13 protein-coding genes and 1 tRNA gene are annotated in these 16,566 nt (G+C 43.0%); 7 read left to right on the plus strand and 7 right to left on the minus strand.

Annotated features, from left to right (window positions below; all coding sequences use genetic code 11):
- Nucleotides 1-86: 86 nt before the first annotated feature.
- From yajC to queA, 3 genes are all read right to left on the minus strand, one after another.
- Entirely contained in the window at nt 87-413 is a 327-nt protein-coding gene (gene yajC / locus BGP75_RS21410; RefSeq protein WP_076720964.1) for a preprotein translocase subunit YajC, read from the minus strand.
- A gap of 197 nt (nt 414-610) precedes the next feature.
- Nucleotides 611-1,744 carry a tRNA guanosine(34) transglycosylase Tgt gene (gene tgt, locus BGP75_RS21415; RefSeq protein WP_198939508.1) on the minus strand — a complete coding sequence of 378 codons (1,134 nt, stop codon included), beginning with the start codon at nt 1,742-1,744 and terminating at the stop codon, nt 611-613.
- A gap of 117 nt (nt 1,745-1,861) precedes the next feature.
- The gene (gene queA / locus BGP75_RS21420) at nt 1,862-2,914 is read right to left on the minus strand and encodes a tRNA preQ1(34) S-adenosylmethionine ribosyltransferase-isomerase QueA (protein WP_076720966.1); all 1,053 of its coding nucleotides are present in this window, start codon (nt 2,912-2,914) and stop codon (nt 1,862-1,864) included.
- 264 nt (nt 2,915-3,178) lie between these two features.
- On the opposite strand from queA, the gene BGP75_RS21425 reads away from it, so the two are divergent.
- The 6 genes from BGP75_RS21425 (at nt 3,179) to BGP75_RS21450 (ending at nt 8,310) form a co-directional block, all read left to right on the plus strand.
- Nucleotides 3,179-3,263, plus strand: a tRNA-Leu gene (locus tag BGP75_RS21425).
- Nucleotides 3,264-3,796: 533 nt separating this feature from the next.
- Nucleotides 3,797-4,606 carry a hypothetical protein gene (locus BGP75_RS21430; protein WP_076720967.1) on the plus strand — a complete coding sequence of 270 codons (810 nt, stop codon included), beginning with the start codon at nt 3,797-3,799 and terminating at the stop codon, nt 4,604-4,606.
- Nucleotides 4,606-5,037: a hypothetical protein gene (locus BGP75_RS21435; protein WP_076720968.1), complete on the plus strand. Its 432-nt coding sequence runs from the start codon at nt 4,606-4,608 to the stop codon at nt 5,035-5,037. The genes BGP75_RS21430 and BGP75_RS21435 overlap by 1 nt, the downstream gene beginning before the upstream one ends.
- Before the next feature lie 202 nt (nt 5,038-5,239).
- A complete protein-coding gene (locus BGP75_RS21440) occupies nt 5,240-5,545 on the plus strand; it encodes an MTH1187 family thiamine-binding protein (protein ID WP_076720969.1) in 306 nt (101 codons plus the stop codon).
- Between the two features lie 295 nt (nt 5,546-5,840).
- Nucleotides 5,841-7,640, plus strand: a complete 1,800-nt coding sequence (locus BGP75_RS21445) for a sodium:proton antiporter (RefSeq protein ID WP_076720970.1) — start codon at nt 5,841-5,843, stop codon at nt 7,638-7,640.
- An 85-nt stretch (nt 7,641-7,725) separates the two neighbouring features.
- Nucleotides 7,726-8,310 (plus strand): DUF502 domain-containing protein, encoded by a 585-nt coding sequence (locus tag BGP75_RS21450; RefSeq protein ID WP_076720971.1) that lies wholly within the window; start codon nt 7,726-7,728, stop codon nt 8,308-8,310.
- 50 nt (nt 8,311-8,360) lie between these two features.
- Here the strand turns inward: BGP75_RS21450 and BGP75_RS21455 are convergent, their stop codons facing one another.
- The 4 genes from BGP75_RS21455 to BGP75_RS21470 form a co-directional block, all read right to left on the minus strand.
- Nucleotides 8,361-9,431 (minus strand): endonuclease/exonuclease/phosphatase family protein, encoded by a 1,071-nt coding sequence (locus tag BGP75_RS21455; RefSeq protein ID WP_076720972.1) that lies wholly within the window; start codon nt 9,429-9,431, stop codon nt 8,361-8,363.
- A gap of 66 nt (nt 9,432-9,497) precedes the next feature.
- Nucleotides 9,498-11,825: a fatty acid cis/trans isomerase gene (locus tag BGP75_RS21460; protein WP_076720973.1), complete on the minus strand. Its 2,328-nt coding sequence runs from the start codon at nt 11,823-11,825 to the stop codon at nt 9,498-9,500.
- A 205-nt stretch (nt 11,826-12,030) separates the two neighbouring features.
- Nucleotides 12,031-13,284 (minus strand): DUF2254 domain-containing protein, encoded by a 1,254-nt coding sequence (locus BGP75_RS21465; protein ID WP_076720974.1) that lies wholly within the window; start codon nt 13,282-13,284, stop codon nt 12,031-12,033.
- Between the two features lie 160 nt (nt 13,285-13,444).
- The gene (locus BGP75_RS21470; protein WP_076720975.1) at nt 13,445-13,948 is read right to left on the minus strand and encodes an RDD family protein; all 504 of its coding nucleotides are present in this window, start codon (nt 13,946-13,948) and stop codon (nt 13,445-13,447) included.
- Nucleotides 13,949-14,827: 879 nt separating this feature from the next.
- On the opposite strand from BGP75_RS21470, the gene BGP75_RS21480 reads away from it, so the two are divergent.
- The coding region (locus BGP75_RS21480) for a DUF4347 domain-containing protein (protein ID WP_158070152.1) at nt 14,828-16,566 on the plus strand (1,739 nt) is incomplete at its 3' end.

Here is a 16,566-nt window from a genome sequence, read left to right on the forward strand (position 1 = left end):
TAACGAAGCTGAGCCAATCTTAGGTTCTATGGATAATAAAACGCCACTACGAGGGAGTGGCGTTTATATGCGTTGAGAAGGAGACCTTAGATATCCTTAATGGTTCCTTTGGGCAGCGCCGCGGAAACATGCCCTTTCTGGAATTTAAGCTCAGTGTTCTCAGAAACTTTGATGACGATATAGTCTTCATCAACTTTGGTCACTTTACCAAGCAGACCACCGCTGGTTACAACTTCATCGCCTTTACCCAGTCCAGCAATCAACGCTTTATGCTCTTTGGCGCGCTTACTCTGAGGACGCCACATCATGAAGTAAAAGATCAGCGCAAAGCCAACTAAAAAAATCAGGCTGGAAAAATCGCCTCCAGGCGCTCCCGCGTCTTGTGCCATCGCAGGGGAGATAAAGAAACTCATTGCTGTCTCCTAAATATTCTTGGTATTAAAAGTGTTCCTGGTAGCACATGTAATTGCTACTGGTTTATTCTTGATAAAGAGTATGCCGTACAGGTGATATGGGGCCAAACCTTCCAAACTCAAGCCCATCCGGGATGATCTTTTCAGGCTTCCTTGCGGGCTGAAATTTAATCAGCCACCCCGGTCAACATCCAGTTTCAATCCAAGGCAGGTGTTTCCTGACCTCGTTTTTTATAAAACTCTTCCACAAAGTCGCCCAATCTACCTTGTTCGATAGCAGTTCGCAATCCGCTCATCAGGTTTTGATAGTGCCGTAAGTTATGGATAGTATTCAGTTGCGCCCCCAGCATCTCCTTACACTTATCCAAGTGGTGAAGGTAGGCACGACTAAAGTTCTTGCAGGTATAGCAGTCACACTCTCGATCGAGGGGTCCATCGTCATGTTTATGAGCAGCGTTACGTATTTTCACCACCCCGGTTGAGACAAATAAATGCCCATTGCGCGCATTTCGAGTGGGCATGACGCAATCAAACATATCCACCCCGCGCTTAACGCCCTCAACCAGATCCTCAGGACGCCCAACTCCCATCAGATAACGGGGGCGATCCTCAGGCATCTTAGGAGTGGTATGATCCAGGATTTTCATCATTTCATCTTTCGGTTCTCCAACGGACAAACCGCCAATGGCATAGCCGTCAAAACCGATTTCAGTTAATCCCGCCAGAGACTCATCCCGCAGCTCTGGAAACATCCCGCCCTGAACAATACCAAACAACGCTGCCGGGCTATCACCATGAGCCTCTTTACTGCGCTTTGCCCAACGCAAAGATAGCCGCATTGATTCTGCCGACTGCGTTTCTGTGGCGGGATAAGGTGTGCACTCATCAAAGATCATCACCACATCTGAGCCCAGATCCTTTTGCACCTGCATGGATATTTCAGGATTCAACGTCACCGGAGAACCATCCACAGGGGATTGAAAATTCACACCGGCTTCGGTGATTTTGCGCATATCACCCAAACTAAATACCTGGAAACCACCGGAATCAGTCAGAATAGGCCCTTTCCACTGAACGAAATCATGCAGATCGCCATGAGCTTTGACTACTTCTGTTCCTGGCCGTAGCATCAGGTGAAAAGTGTTGCCCAATATCATATGGGCACCGATTTCTTCGATGTCACGCGGCAGCATTCCCTTCACCGTGCCATAGGTTCCAACCGGCATAAATGCGGGTGTTTCGACCTCGCCCCGGGGGAAAGTAAGACGCCCACGGCGTGCTTTGCCATCCGTTGCCAGCAATTCATAAGACATAAAACATTCGCGTGTCACGAAAAAAACTCCTAATTCTATTCAGATAGGCTGCAGCTCTGGTCAAAAACGACCCAGCTGTTACCCGAAAACTTGTCGCTGCAAGGTTGAACCTAAGGTAAATCCGCTATCTATGGGTCAGAGGCAATCTCTGCGAGTCAGGAACATTGCATCCCCATAACTGAAGAAGCGATACCGCTGCTTAATCGCCTCCTCATATGCAATACGAATGTGTTCACTCCCGGCAAACGCACTAACCAGCATCAATAGAGTTGATTCTGATAGATGGAAATTGGTGACCAAAGCATCTACTACCTGGAACTGATAACCCGGATAGATAAAAATATCAGTATCACCGGTAAAAGAAGCCAGCTCACAACCATTTGCCGTGTCGCTGGCTCTAGCAGCGCTCTCCAGACAGCGAACACTGGTTGTGCCAACAGCAACCACTCGTCCACCTCTGGCCCGGGTTGCAGCAATCTGATCACATACTTGCTGTGAGACTTCAATATATTCCGAATGCATATGGTGGTCTTTAATGGATTCCACCCGCACCGGCTGAAAGGTGCCGGCCCCCACATGCAGAGTGACAAACGCTTGCTCGATACCCTTGGCTTCAAGCGACTGCAATAAGTCCTCATCAAAATGCAGACCTGCCGTTGGAGCAGCCACAGCCCCCTGACGACAGCCATAAACAGTCTGATAACGCTCGCGATCTTCGAGCTGATCCTCCCGGGCCATATAAGGAGGCAACGGCATATGGCCAACCTCCTCCAAACATTCAAGCACAGACCGCTCTCCCTCGAAGTTAAGGACAAAAAGAGCATCCTGGCGCCCAATAACCTCGGCTTTGAGTTTACCTTCAAAAGTTAGCCTAGTACCGGGCTTAGGGGCTTTACTGGCACGAACATGAGCCAATACCTGATGTTCATCCAACACCCGCTCCACCAGCATCTCAACTTTCCCACCACTTTCCTTGCATCCGTACAACCGTGCTGGGATCACCCGGGTATTATTAAAAACAGCCAGGTCTCCAGGCTGTAGCAGATCCAGAATATCAGTAAACTGGCGATGCTGAAGCTCCCCGGAATTACCCTCCAGACACAACAGACGACTACCGGTTCGTTCTTCGGTAGGAAAACGAGCAATCAGCTCGTCTGGTAACTCAAAATGGAAATCTTTTACGCGCATGGATATAACAACGTGCCACTCAAAATCGAAAAGGTGCTTAGCTTAAACAAAAGCGGGAAATTTTTCAGGTCCCGGAAGAATGTTAATTCTGACACATTCAAGTCAAAAATAGCATTGACCTCCAGAAAAAGGCGCCTATAATAGCACGCTCTTTCGGACCAGAGCGACGAAATTGGCAGATATTGTTCTAACCGAGCAAAGTCTGTTATAAAGTTAGTTTTCAGAAAGAGCATGTTTTAAACAGCTTATCTATAGCTGAGCAGTGCCAGTGTGGTGAAATTGGTATACACGACGGATTCAAAATCCGTTGCCGAAAGGCGTGGCGGTTCGAGTCCGCCCACTGGTACCATCTTTTTTTCAATAACTTACAGCTTTTCCTTTGTGAGCCATTTTCTCTTCAGAATATGATTTTTCTGGGATTTAGTTCGCAGTGAAATTTATTCATGTTCCACACCTACCCTGACAACACCCGATACAATCAAACCTCGCCTCGTCGGCATCCTACACAGGCATATCATTTGGATTGTGTTACTCGTGAGGCAAGTGCTATATTTTGCGTTCGGAATTTATGGCTAATTTTCGAACATCATTCTATTGAAGCATGTAATGGCATTAGCCGAGCCTAACTAACCCTATGGATTGGAACGCTTAATCAAGCTCTAAGAATATGGATATCATAACAGCACACTCATTCAACTCGCCTACTAGCTTATCTCCTAACCAATCTGTCCAAAGATCTCCGGTAACAGGCTCTCTCGCGCAGTTAGTTTGCTCGCTAGAATCTGAAGCCACGCATAAAAACAACCACTTAACTAAATAACTAATTCAAACAGAAGACACGAAACCGACTCTTCCAATTAGACTATAAAAAGGATTTTACGAATGGCCGTAGCCCAGCAGCTAACCAAAAAAGCCAAGGCATGCTTAGCCAAAAAGTCAGAAATACCCATGTCGCCTCTCTATCATATGGGGATGGCTGCTCAGTTTAAAAAAGAATCACATTTAAAGTACGTACAAGACGCCTTAAACTTTTTGGCTTGCAAAGCGCAAGTAAAGCTTCCCTTTAGCGAAGACGATAAAGAGTTCCTTGTAGAAGTATACGAAGCCTTTTGGTGGGGTGGTTTGTGGGTCGGTTACCCTGAAGCAGCCAAACTAGCAAGCCACTATGTATCTATGGAAGGAAACACCAAATCGAACCCCTTGATGGTTGATCCTACAATATATAGAGAAGCGCCCATTGTTATAGAAACGATGAAAGCAATGAAAAGATACATCCTGGAGCAAAAGAAAAATAACAGGAACTTCCAGAATATAAAATGTAGTGACAATGCTTTCGATCAAAAACCATACGCCAGAAAGCTATGGAACATGAATGAAAACACACAAGGAAGAATGGTTAAAGATGGTGTTTTAAGGTCTCCTCAAAATAATACGAGACTACATAGAGCAGACGGACATTTTTATCTGAATACAATAACAAAAGAATCAGGAAATTCACTTAGCACCACATGGAGAATTGACAGTTATTATGATTTCGAGCCGTTCGAAAAACAACAGTATTATACGAACATTTCTCTTGGAGCCATTAACCTGATCATCTATGACGGTTTATCGGAATATATGGTTAGGCTTGGAGTAGCCAAACCGTTTTGGTATAGAATGGAATGGAAAGAAGTTTGGAATAACACCTAATGACAAAAACAGTGAAAAAAATAGTTTCAATTTCAGCAGCACTCGTCCTAGGTCTGCTTTCATTCATATCGTACATGTATTTAACTAAAGATAACTATATAAAATGCAACATGATAGTACCTACAATATCCGTACTTGATAAAAAATCAGTTAATGGAAAAACATATTATCTAGTAAGAAAAATAACAGGTTCTCATGATAAACTGGACGAACTTGTACTCTATGATAAAAATCCAAATTTTGACTCGTGTGCACAAAGTAAGATAGTCAGTGTCTATTCTGAAATAGTATACGACACAGAAAGCGATGATAACCTTGTTGTTTCCAACGTCTATTTAAACTCAAAAAAAAACGAGCTTGATATTAAGTTTTTTCCTAAAGGAAAAGGTGTTCATAATCTTAACAATTTGAAGCTCGAACTGAGGAAATGACCTTTCCCCAAGTCTTGAACCATGACCTCGATAAGATTTCCAGATAGTCTACGATCTAAATGGAGATTTCACGACGATAAATCCATTACGATGAATTCAAACGCTTTCCAGCTAACTGGCCAACTGAAAAACCTATCTGGCCCTTGAACCATGAGTCTATACAGGGTGGAATAGTAGCAAATACCCTAAAGAGGAACAGAGTATGTACGTATTGATAGATATTATGGTTTCACCCAGCGGCGTGGGAACCTCTATATCCCCTTATGTAGCCATGTGTCAAAAGATATTTGAAGAAGCCGGACTCACTCACACAATGCATGGCTACGGCACTAACGTAGAGGGCGAATGGGACGAGGTTATGGCTGCAGTTAAGCGGTGTCATGAGGATCTTCATGACGCGGGTGCCGTACGCATTACCAGCCATATGAAGCTCGGAACCCGCACCGATAGAGATCAGACAATGGCTGATAAAGTAACCAGTGTTCAGGAAAAGCTTGCTTCTAATTAAGGAATCGCTTCACCAGCGTTCAACCGATTATTGATTAACGCAGAGACAGCACACCCATAAATTCCTTCTATATTTACAATTTGGAAGAGGATGTCTTTCAATCTATGGGTGTTCTCTATTTAATGCTCCCTAAGCATGAGCAAAGTCAAAATATCAAGCCTGAAGCACATACGCCAGTAACCGCTTAAGGCCATAGCAACCGCATGCACACTTTTTAACCAGTACCGCATAGCCCTTAGGAAACCAGAGACTCGGGAGCGTATCCTCACCGAGAATCAGCACAAGACAGGAGACAATGAAGACTATGCCTGATTTATTAATGCTGGGTATCATTTTATTACTGGGGTTTCTGTGCCAGTGGTTTGCATGGAGAATTCAGTTACCCGCGATTTTATTTTTATTGCTCACAGGTATTCTGCTTGGCCCCACATTCAGCCTGCTCGATCCAAATGCCCTGTTTGGTGATTTGCTGTTCCCCTTTGTTTCACTGAGTGTAGCCATCATCCTGTTTGAAGGCAGTCTAACGCTAAAGTCAGTGGAACTGAGGGACATTGGTCCCTGTGTCAGAAATATGGTGTCTTACGGAGCACTGCTAAATGCCACTGTCACAACCACAGCAACTCATTACCTTACAGGCTTAAGCTGGTCTATCTCAGCATTATTCGGAGCCATTATGGTGGTAACGGGACCTACGGTAATTATGCCAATGCTGCGTTCAGTGAGACCTAGTGCAAACATTGCCAAAGTACTGCGCTGGGAAGGCATTGTTATAGATCCTCTCGGGGCTTTGTTAGCAGTTTTGATATTTGAGTGGATAGCAGCACAGCAAACCAGTGCTGATTTATTGCACGTCATCAGTATTTTCGGCCAGACAATCGGATTAGGCATTGCCCTGGGCATCCTGACTGGTCACTGCTTTGGTTTATTACTTAGGCATCACTTAATCCCTGAGTATCTGCAAAATTTCGCCGCCATCGCATTTGTTATCGCCGCATTCTCTGGCTCCAATACTTTACTGCACGAATCCGGACTGTTAACGGTAACCATCATGGGTATCTGGCTGACTAACATGAAGGGAGTCCATACCCGTAATATTCTGAATTTCAAAGAAACCCTGACTGTTATTTTTGTATCCTCGCTGTTTATTATTCTCGCTGCCCGCATTAATTTTGAAAGCTTATTGCAATTGGGATGGGGAGCTGTAGCCGTCTTAGTCGTAATGCAGTTTCTGGCTCGGCCAATTAAGGTTTTTATCTGTACGATAGGTTCAAACTTTAGCTTTAACGAACGGCTTCTGCTGGCCTGGATCGGTCCACGTGGCATTGTCGCTGCAGCGGTATCCGTGGTTTTTGCTTTACGCTTGGAACAACTCGGTATGGCGAATGCTGATTTACTGGTACCACTTGCCTTTAGCATCATTATTGGCACCGTTGTTATTCAGAGCGCAACAGCCAGACCACTGGCAAAGCTGCTCAATGTTAACGAACCAGATACTCAGGGATTTTTAATTATCGGCGCAAACCCTGTTGCCATTATTATTGCAAGGGCATTAAAAATGGCTGAAATAAAGACGATTTTATGTGATACGGAATGGGAAAACATCTGCGCTGCACGCATGGTTGGACTGCAAACCTACTATGGTAACCCTATTTCAGACCATGCAGACCTGCACCTGGAAGTGACCAGCTTGGGTGGTATGTTAGGCCTGTCAAACTACCATAGCCAAAACACAGCTGCAGCTTTACGCTTTCGGGAAGACTTTGGCATACGCAATATATTTACGCTGGCATCAAAACAAGATGAAAAACCACATAATAAGCATCGTGCCAGTGAGTTTTATAAAGGTAAGGTATTATTTGACGAGAGTATTCGCTATAACAATTTGAACTCATTTATCAATGAGGATACGCAGGTAAAGAGCACTCAACTGACTGATACTTACGATTACTCGGATTGGAAATCGGACAATAACTCGAAAAAATCCATCTTATTATTTGCCATAGACCCTAATAACCGACTGCACTGGTTAACTGCTGATAACACATTATCGCCTACAACAGGATGGTGCTTATATGCACTTCGCAACATAAATTAATAGTTTAATAACTCATTCTCAGATAATATTTATCAGCCTAAAAAGTACTGATTTTGTTTTATTTACTATTCAAGGTAGCAATCTAATGAAAAAAATCAGCCAATTATTCTTACAGGGTTTATTTGCTGTTCTACCTATTGCAATTACTCTATCAATACTCTACTGGCTCGGTTCTTTTGCAGAATCAACATTAGGCGTGATTATAAATTGGCTATTGCCAGAGGGTTGGTATTGGCCTGGTATGGGGCTAATTTCTGGTTTTATCTGCATCCTTGGTATAGGTATTCTACTTAATGCCTATATTTTTAGAAGACTCGGTGGAATCGCAGAAAGTCTGTTTGAAAGAATCCCACTGGTTAAAACAATTTACAATAGCGTTCGTGATATTGCAAAGTTTGCTGCTGCCTCACAAGATGACGACGAACTTCAAAAAGCCGTTACAGTTACATTGGACAATGATATTAAGCTCATTGGATTTATTACACAAAAGTCTATAACGTTAGGTAACACTAATAATCTGGTGGCTGTTTACTTCCCCATGAGCTATCAGATTGGTGGGTATACTCTAATGTTGCCAGAATCCAGAATAGAAACACTGGATATGAGTGTTCAGGACGCAATGCGAATGGTATTGACGGCTGCAATGACAACGCCAGAAAATGATAGTTGAACATAAATAGCGAGTACCGGACGCTAATCTCTTATAAAAGAATGACTCACCTACCTTGACGGATTATTCTTTACTTCAGTTAAGGTTTCTGCCGCCCGTTCCTGTTCTTTCTCAGTAGGTTCTGGCACCTCATGATCACGACTTATAGCTGGGTTATACTGCAACTGACACAATATTGGAAAGTGATCAGATTCGATAGAATCCAACCGGCGCAGCTCCAGCAGACCAAAATCACTTGAGTGAAAAAGGTGGTCTAACGGCCAGCGCAAAAACCAGTACTTTGCATGAAAGGTATTAAACAGTCCTCGACCGATTCTAGGATCCAGCAAGCCGCTCATTTTTCTGAATAATGATGTCGTATCAGACCAAGCGACGTCATTAAGATCACCAGTTACGATCGTTGGCTCCGATTGCTGCCTTACATGCCTGGCAACTTTAATAAGCTCAGCATCACGTTCAATTGATTTTTCATTTTCTGTCGGACTAGGTGGCGCAGGATGCAAGCAATGTAACTTGACCAACTGACCTGAAGGCAAAATAACACCAGTATGAATTGAAGGGATATCTTGTTCTACCAAAAACTTAATCTCAGGTTCAACCAGTTCAAACTTCGAGTACAAATGCATACCATATAGATTATCCTGCGGACAGCGTACAACATTCGGATAACGAGTCTCCAAAGGTTCTAATGCCAATTCCCAGTGCTTATCTGTTTCCAACGTCAGCAGAATGTCAGGTTCAAACGTATCCACCAGTCCCCGTAACTTATCGGCTCGCTGATTTGTCATTAAGACGTTTGATACCATGATAGTAATCTGACGCGTTACATCAGAAGATTTAACCAGATGCACTTGAGAGCTGTAGAGCCGGGTAAAGGGTAAAATTCGATAGGATTGCCAACCCGTTGCCAATACTAATAGAGAACCAATAAGCCATTCATACCAATATCCCTGATAGCTAAAAAGACATACCCCTAATGTTGCAATGCTTAAGCAAACAATCTGTACACGAGGAAAATCAAAAACCCGATACCACCACTCCGACCTATCCATTAATGAAATAAAGCTGGAAACAATAAAGAATATTGCTATTACTGTTATAACTATCGCTAAAAAAGACATTAGCAGCTCTCTATCACTCTACTCTGAGTGTGAAAAACCAGATACATTATATTCCAATCTGGTGTATTATCGATTTTCAAGTCGATTATAATCCAGCACGCCATATTCAACAGGTGACTGCTTATTGTAAAACTGGTGTAGTTCGTCACTATGTTGCCAAAATTTTTCATGTGTGCGCCGAATACCAAAGCGATACATTAAATGATCATAGTCTTTCTCATTTTCTAAGGAAGTAATCGCTTGAACAAATAAACCTAAATCCTGCTCTTCAACTCGCCATAATGCATCCGGGTAAGCACCGATAACACCAGGCATAACCGTTAAGTAGTCTTCTTCAGGCAACCGATTAGACTTCTCGTTAAATGGACTGGTCACGTTAGTATGAGCGCTATTACGCAGGATACTGAATAAACCTGTCGGCTTCTGCTGGCCAGTGATCATAAGCAACCCCATCTCAGGCAATAAATTAGCTTTGTGACCTTTCATTGCCTGCAAAGGCTTAAGTTGTTGATATATATTCTCATCATGCTGCTTTAAACTCCTGGCAGGTAATATTGCAGACAAATGCCGCTGAATCTGCCGATACAAAAATGACTGGGCAGGTTCGTTACTCGGGTAATCAACTTTACTTGCCGCATTCAAATAGGCCAGATTTCCGTATACGTACTCCTTTACCGATTCATCGGTACCGCGGTACCAATCATCCCGTAACTGCATACGTACCTTTTCAGGCAATAGCGCAAGAAAATTAAATTCGCCTTCCATACGCAGGAAATCCATATACAGGCGAGTTGATAATTGATGCCCCGCATTACCGTAGACATCAAAACCCGCAACAAGTAAGTAATGAATACGCTCAAGTACTGGATAGTCAATTAGCCAGGCTGTTTTGGGAGCAGGCCCAACCAATCCCTGTACAACAGAGGCGCTGTCAAAATGCCGAAATACAGTAAGTGCGGCATTTTTATTGTGACCATCTCCCTGCCATATCCAATCCAAATCTGGTCGGTGGCTACCCACAACATCACTGAGAATACGACTTTTATTACTAAGATATACGGCCTGGGAATCCGAATACTCTGTCCAGTGGGCCAACAGGCCCGCATTACTTGTATTTTCTGCGGGTAAGTCCAGCAGCTCTGTTTGTTCTGGTAGCATACTATTTAACTTTTTTGAAACAGCGTGCTCCGGGTCAACAAACATGACCCAAAAATGATCATTGATAACGTTTAAAGCAACCTGGCCCCGACAAACAGTACCCTGAGTAAAACCACGGATAGTAAACTGCGCATGATCAAGCATGAACTTGTAGCGCGAAGCTGGCGGAATTTGTTTGAATACGGCAAATGGATTAGATGCCAAACTTATTTCATAACCAGGTAGTTCAGTCACCTGATAGTCTGGTTTAAAAAATAGTTCATTAAAGCGATTATAACGCTCTTCGTTTAATGCATACGGAATATGATTCTTTGCAACAACCGTACTTTTTACCGGTTGAAAACGATAATATATCCGCTCAACTGGCTTTTCTATCAGCGGGTCTTTGATTGGATCTTCATAGGGCCTTCGTGTTGCAATGATACGAATGGGGGTTCCCGGAGGTGTTATTGAACGGACAAGCTTAAAGTATTTTACTGATTTAAAGTCATCAAAATATAAGTTTGCTATAAACAAATGTTCATAGATATATCGGGAAATCAACTGACTTTTTAAGTCATTCTGATTTAGAAAACCTTCCCACTTGCTAATACTTTTTTGATAGTCCCCACTTAACGATGGAGACACACCCATTGGCATATCCTGAATTAACCAATCTTTGACAAGATCAACCTCAGTGGATGCCAACCCCGGCAATCCGTATGGCATTCCCCATAATGCGTGCTCTTCTGCATAGTCATCAAACTGATCGGAGACTGGACACTGCTCATCACGATTAAGCCTCAAATCAAATGCATCTTCAGGTAATTTTTGATTGTCAGATGCCACTTGGGATAGGGGATTACGCGCCTTAAGCAGAAGCATCTGATAAAAAAGGCTGTCCTCAGAATCTAACGTTTTTTTATCGCCATAGAGTACCGAAAAGAAATCTTTTTTACGCCACTCCTCAACAGAGTGAGCATCCATAAACAAGCGACTAGGTGTATCCGCCAGTAAACGATGGCCATCATAAACCTTGTCCTTGTTTGCTCCACGTATAATACCCTCAGGTGAAGACAGTTTCAGTTGGCATGGTGCGTCATAACAGCCATGACAGACCACACAACGGCTATCAACCAGTGGCTTAATATCCTTATAATAAGTCAAACCCGATGTAACCTGTTGCGCTTGAACGTCAAACGATAGCAGCAGCACGAGCACCATCAGGGAAGAAGGGAGGTTATTTATTGATAGCATTTATAGCATCCATCAACTAGAAAAATCAGTTTGCAAAGAAAATTACTACGCCAACAAGATTTAATGCTTTCAATAAACATCAAGAATAAAGGTAGTAAATATATTGAAACGAATTATAAAACACTTATTCAACTAACAACAGCCTAAATATTTGCATAGCCGATAAAAATCTAAAACTTATAATAACTGATCAACCTCAGATATTTCAGTTGATCTTTTGTATTCTTTTAAAATCTTCATCACTAAGGTTTTTTTGGCACAACTGCTCTAACTTATTTAACCAAAGCTCTGCCTGATCTTGGAGAGCCTTATGTTCAACTTTATTAAAGTTCAGTAATGATTTTTTCAACCTGATTGAAACAGTAATATGTTCAGATGCTGATGGCATTAGCTCCGCATACATATCCTCAAATATATCTTTCTCATCTATTTTAGAAATATATACTCTTGGATACTTGATTTTTTCAGATGTTTTGCTGGTTTGTTTTTTTTCAAACTTTTTACTCCATAGCATAATAGACCTTACATAACTCCCTATAATATCTATAGCAGTACCTGGATCATTAATACCAGGAGACAAAGCTCGCAGTGCTATTTCAGACAAAATAATAAAACCATATCTGGGATCTTGATCAAAGGTTCGATTTCCACCAACAACAACAGTATTTGAAATACAGTCGATTACGTCATCATCTATGTTTTTATCAACATACGCTATGGGAACAATACCATCCAGAAATTTACCGGAATTGACAACAACATATATTTTAAGATAATTTTCCTTCGCTATATTTTCAAGCTGATCAAGATCTATATACTGAACATAACCAATTTCATTTGAAACTACTTCATAGAAATTATCCTTTAGTTCCTGCTCATCTTTATCTAACTCATTAGCGTCAAGAAAAGGCTGTTCACCACGTTTAGTTATAGACCTGTCTAAAGCCTGCTCTACTAGATCAATGGTATCTGTCACTCGACCAAGTTTTGAAAGCTGATCGATCCATCTTAATAACATAACAACAATAATGAAAATTGTAATTAATGTGAAAACAAACAGAACAACGATAACACCTTCATCATAAAACTTGGCATTGATACCAATAATACCGACAATACTGAACAGGAATGCCCCGATAAATGACCCTAGAGCATTTTGCGCTGTAGAATTTTCCATTAGTAATTTAGTTGCACGCGGCGTAGCGTTACTTGCTGCCGCACTAAAAGCCTGCACCATGATTCCCAGAGAGAATGTTGAAACTGCCAGCATACTTGAAGCAAGAATTTTAAGAATATCACTGACACCATCAGGCGTTATTACCTTTTTTATACCTTCTGGAACATAATTCTCGAGAGAAGATCCCACAAAGAAAGAAACCAGCGCAAATAGGCAATATAAGAGACAACGAAACCACATCGCTTTTGAAGTCTCTTTTAGTCTGAAGAGTACTTGATTCATCGACGTTGCCCTTTACCCTTGGTATTCACTTGATAGATTCCCGCTAAAGTACTTTTCATCAAAGATAACCAGCCCATCGCAAGCCCCCAGGTAGATCATTGTAAAGTTGCCAGAATCAGTTCAGTTATTGTGATTTTCTGAGCCTTATCATGGGCTGGGTTTATTTGGCTTTGACTACAACCTTGGTACCGGCAAGGTAATCGTGAATGCAACGTTTTTGTTTACCGAAAATAAATAAAATATTAATAAATGAAAACAATTGGCCGGCGATAGGAATCTGCCCTGGTATAAAGTAAACGGCGTAACGCTTCAGCAGATGCTGTTTCAGACCGGGCAAGTCACCATTTAAATCTACAATTTTGATCCCCAGTACTTTTTTCCCTAATGTCTGCCCATTGCTTATCAACAACTTTCCATTGACCAGAATAAAAATAGCTAATCCCAATGCACCAATGACCAGGTTATAGGTTACTGATGGCTCAATACCATTTGTGATACCGTCAAAACCACCCGTGAAGTACATAACGGGAAGTGTCACAATCATAATAATCAGTCCGTCTAACAGCGCAGCTAAGAGCCGGCTCCACCGGGAGGCCAACTGCTCGCTTGAATCGGTTTCTGCCACCAACTGAGATTGTGGTGCAGCATAATTTTCATTGCTCATATAATTCTCCTTAATGACACAAGCTAAATCCGTACAATAACACGAATCATCTATCCTTATTAATGGCTAAAACAGCTATTAATCGACCTCCAGGAGTGAAAGAAAGAGGTAGGAGCAGAACGTAGTTCATCAGAAGAATGGAATGGATACTGGCAGCTGTTTAATTTTTAACCTCTGATACTCCAGTAACCCTGCCATATCAGCCTCACTGCATGCACTTCAGATCTTTTCGTAGTATTAAAACAATCTGACCGGTATCCACAGATACGCGGGGTTATATCGGTATAAACGAGACTACGCCACGCGCTAGCTAAGGGCCCCACGCCAACTGTTTGGTGAAGCAAATCACAACAATCAAACCAGGGGCCAGAAGCATCCCATAGCTGGTAATATCACAGATCTGAAAATGGATTTCTGCCAGAGTTCAAGACAGGAAACACCATCAACAATCATCAAAAAAGTACAACTGTTAGATCATTACGATTAAATTTGGATTTCCATTATATTCTACTATACTCATGTAAGTTTCACTTGATGACAAGGATATCAACTTACCAAGAATTGCTATTTTGTAACAGGAAGGTACATGGCGCTTTGTTGTGTCATTGAGAAAAAGTGATGCGATTCCCTTTTGAAGTATGTGGTTTTCTTTGCTTGCCTTAATACTGCCTCATCGCCTCCCTGGTTAAAACACTCCATTATAGATAGCTCAGTCGTTTCTATTTGAAGGGTGTTTGTTTTTAATTTCAAATCACTTTTGTTTTGAGTTGCCTCATTCAGATCCCGTTGTACTGGGCGTAGCACTCCGTAAATTTCTACATCCAACTCGTCTTTAAAGAATAACAACCAAATATTGTAATGATTAGAGGGACTCCAGCAATGCCAAAACCTAGTGTAGTTGCCGTTATCGACACCAGCATTACAGGCTATGAAGACATTGTTAACAACCTGGCACCTGATATTGAAGTTGTTTTCGTCAGTGACGGGGGCATTATCGAGCTAGCAAACGCCCTACAGGATCACACCGATCTGGACGCCATACATATATTTTCCCACGGAAGCGAGGGACAAACCCTTATCGGTGGCACCTTGTTATCCAATGACACTCTGGATGATTATCAAAAGGAGCTCGCCAACCTGGGGCAATCTCTTTCTGATGATGGCGACATATTGCTATACGGTTGTGATATCGCGGCGGGCAGTGGAAACGACTTTATTGAAAAACTAAGCACCTTAACCGGTGCAGATATCGCTGCATCAGATGACCTTACTGGCTCTGTTAAACAGGGTGGCAACTGGGAGTTGGAAAAACAAACAGGATCAATCAACTACAGCTACTCGTTTGAGCAGTTCCGTGGTTTTTTGGCACTCCCGGTATCCTCTGATCAGACCACAAATTATGATGGCCTGGGGTTAGCTGATACCGCGGTGATCGCCAATGGAACCGTCATTGATGATATTTCCTATGATGGCTGGCGTTTTAATGGATTTGGAGGAGAAACCGGGATTTATCCCCATGAAGGCAGTGTAACGAATAGTGTCGGCACGACAGGCACTCGTTTTTACACCAGCGATGGAACAAGTTTTAAATTTACCAGTATCGACTATACAATTGATACTCAGGGCAATCCAGCAAACGCAACCATCACCTTTTACGGCTTTACAGATGGTGGCCAGGTAGAATCACAGGGCTTCAATGCCGCCGATAACAGCTCAGGTACCTGGACCCTCAACTGGGGCTCGGTTGATGAAGTAAAAATAGCGGCCAATACCCATTGGATTTTCATGGATAATCTAAAGGTTGGTGCCGAAATTCCAAGCAATGCAACACCTGCTATTTCTATAGATAACGCTAACCTTGCATTTAGCGAAGGTAACAGCGCCACTCAGGTTGATTCCGCAGGAACCGTCAGTGACGCCGACGGCGACGCCGAATGGAATGGTGGGACTCTTGAGGTACAGATCACCGGCAACGCAGAGACTGGAGATCGCCTGTCTATCGTCGACAGTGATGGTGACGGTACTGCCATTACCATCAGCGGCACCAATATCTTCGCCAATGGTGTTGATATCGGTGACCTGAGCGCCAGTGGCGGCATCGTCACCGACGGCACTAAGCTCACCATCACCTTCGATGCTGACGCAACAAACAGCAACGTGCAGGAAGTACTGCAATCTATTCGCTATGACTCCACCACTCAGGATCCCGGTACCTCCAATCGCACAGTGACCTTTACCGCCACTGACAGCAGCGCCGCCAGTGCCTCCGATACCCGAACCATTGCTATCACAGCAGTCAATGACGAACCCACGCTAACCGCCAACGCCAGCAACCCCACCTACACCGAGGGTGGTGCCGCCGCCAGCCTGTTCAGCGGTACCAGCGTAGATACCATTGAGAGCGGGCAGAATATTACCGGTCTCTCCTTTACCATCACCAATGTTACCAACGGCAGTAATGAACGCATCAACATTGACGGCACCACCATTGTGCTGACTCACGGCACTAACGGCTCCACCGCTGGCAACAGTCTCAACTACAGTGTCATGGTCATCGGTACCACCGCCACGGTCACGATGACTGGTGGTAATCTCTCCACCGCCGCTACGCAGACTAT

Origin of the sequence: Motiliproteus sp. MSK22-1 (genome assembly GCF_001968815.1) — a bacterium.
Classification (GTDB): Bacteria; Pseudomonadota; Gammaproteobacteria; order Pseudomonadales; family Balneatricaceae; genus Motiliproteus.

Bases quoted from the DNA above. Each gene is read 5' to 3' on its own strand.
- BGP75_RS21445 (WP_076720970.1), top strand. From the start codon at position 5,841: ATGAAGACTATGCCTGATTTATTAATGCTGGGTATCATTTTATTACTG.
- BGP75_RS21470 (WP_076720975.1), bottom strand. From the start codon at position 13,948: ATGAGCAATGAAAATTATGCTGCACCACAATCTCAGTTGGTGGCAGAA.
- BGP75_RS21465 (WP_076720974.1), bottom strand. From the start codon at position 13,284: ATGAATCAAGTACTCTTCAGACTAAAAGAGACTTCAAAAGCGATGTGG.
- yajC (WP_076720964.1), bottom strand. From the start codon at position 413: ATGAGTTTCTTTATCTCCCCTGCGATGGCACAAGACGCGGGAGCGCCT.
- BGP75_RS21455 (WP_076720972.1), bottom strand. From the start codon at position 9,431: ATGTCTTTTTTAGCGATAGTTATAACAGTAATAGCAATATTCTTTATT.
- BGP75_RS21435 (WP_076720968.1), top strand. From the start codon at position 4,606: ATGACAAAAACAGTGAAAAAAATAGTTTCAATTTCAGCAGCACTCGTC.
- queA (WP_076720966.1), bottom strand. From the start codon at position 2,914: ATGCGCGTAAAAGATTTCCATTTTGAGTTACCAGACGAGCTGATTGCT.
- BGP75_RS21440 (WP_076720969.1), top strand. From the start codon at position 5,240: ATGTACGTATTGATAGATATTATGGTTTCACCCAGCGGCGTGGGAACC.
- BGP75_RS21460 (WP_076720973.1), bottom strand. From the start codon at position 11,825: ATGCTATCAATAAATAACCTCCCTTCTTCCCTGATGGTGCTCGTGCTG.
- BGP75_RS21430 (WP_076720967.1), top strand. From the start codon at position 3,797: ATGGCCGTAGCCCAGCAGCTAACCAAAAAAGCCAAGGCATGCTTAGCC.
- BGP75_RS21450 (WP_076720971.1), top strand. From the start codon at position 7,726: ATGAAAAAAATCAGCCAATTATTCTTACAGGGTTTATTTGCTGTTCTA.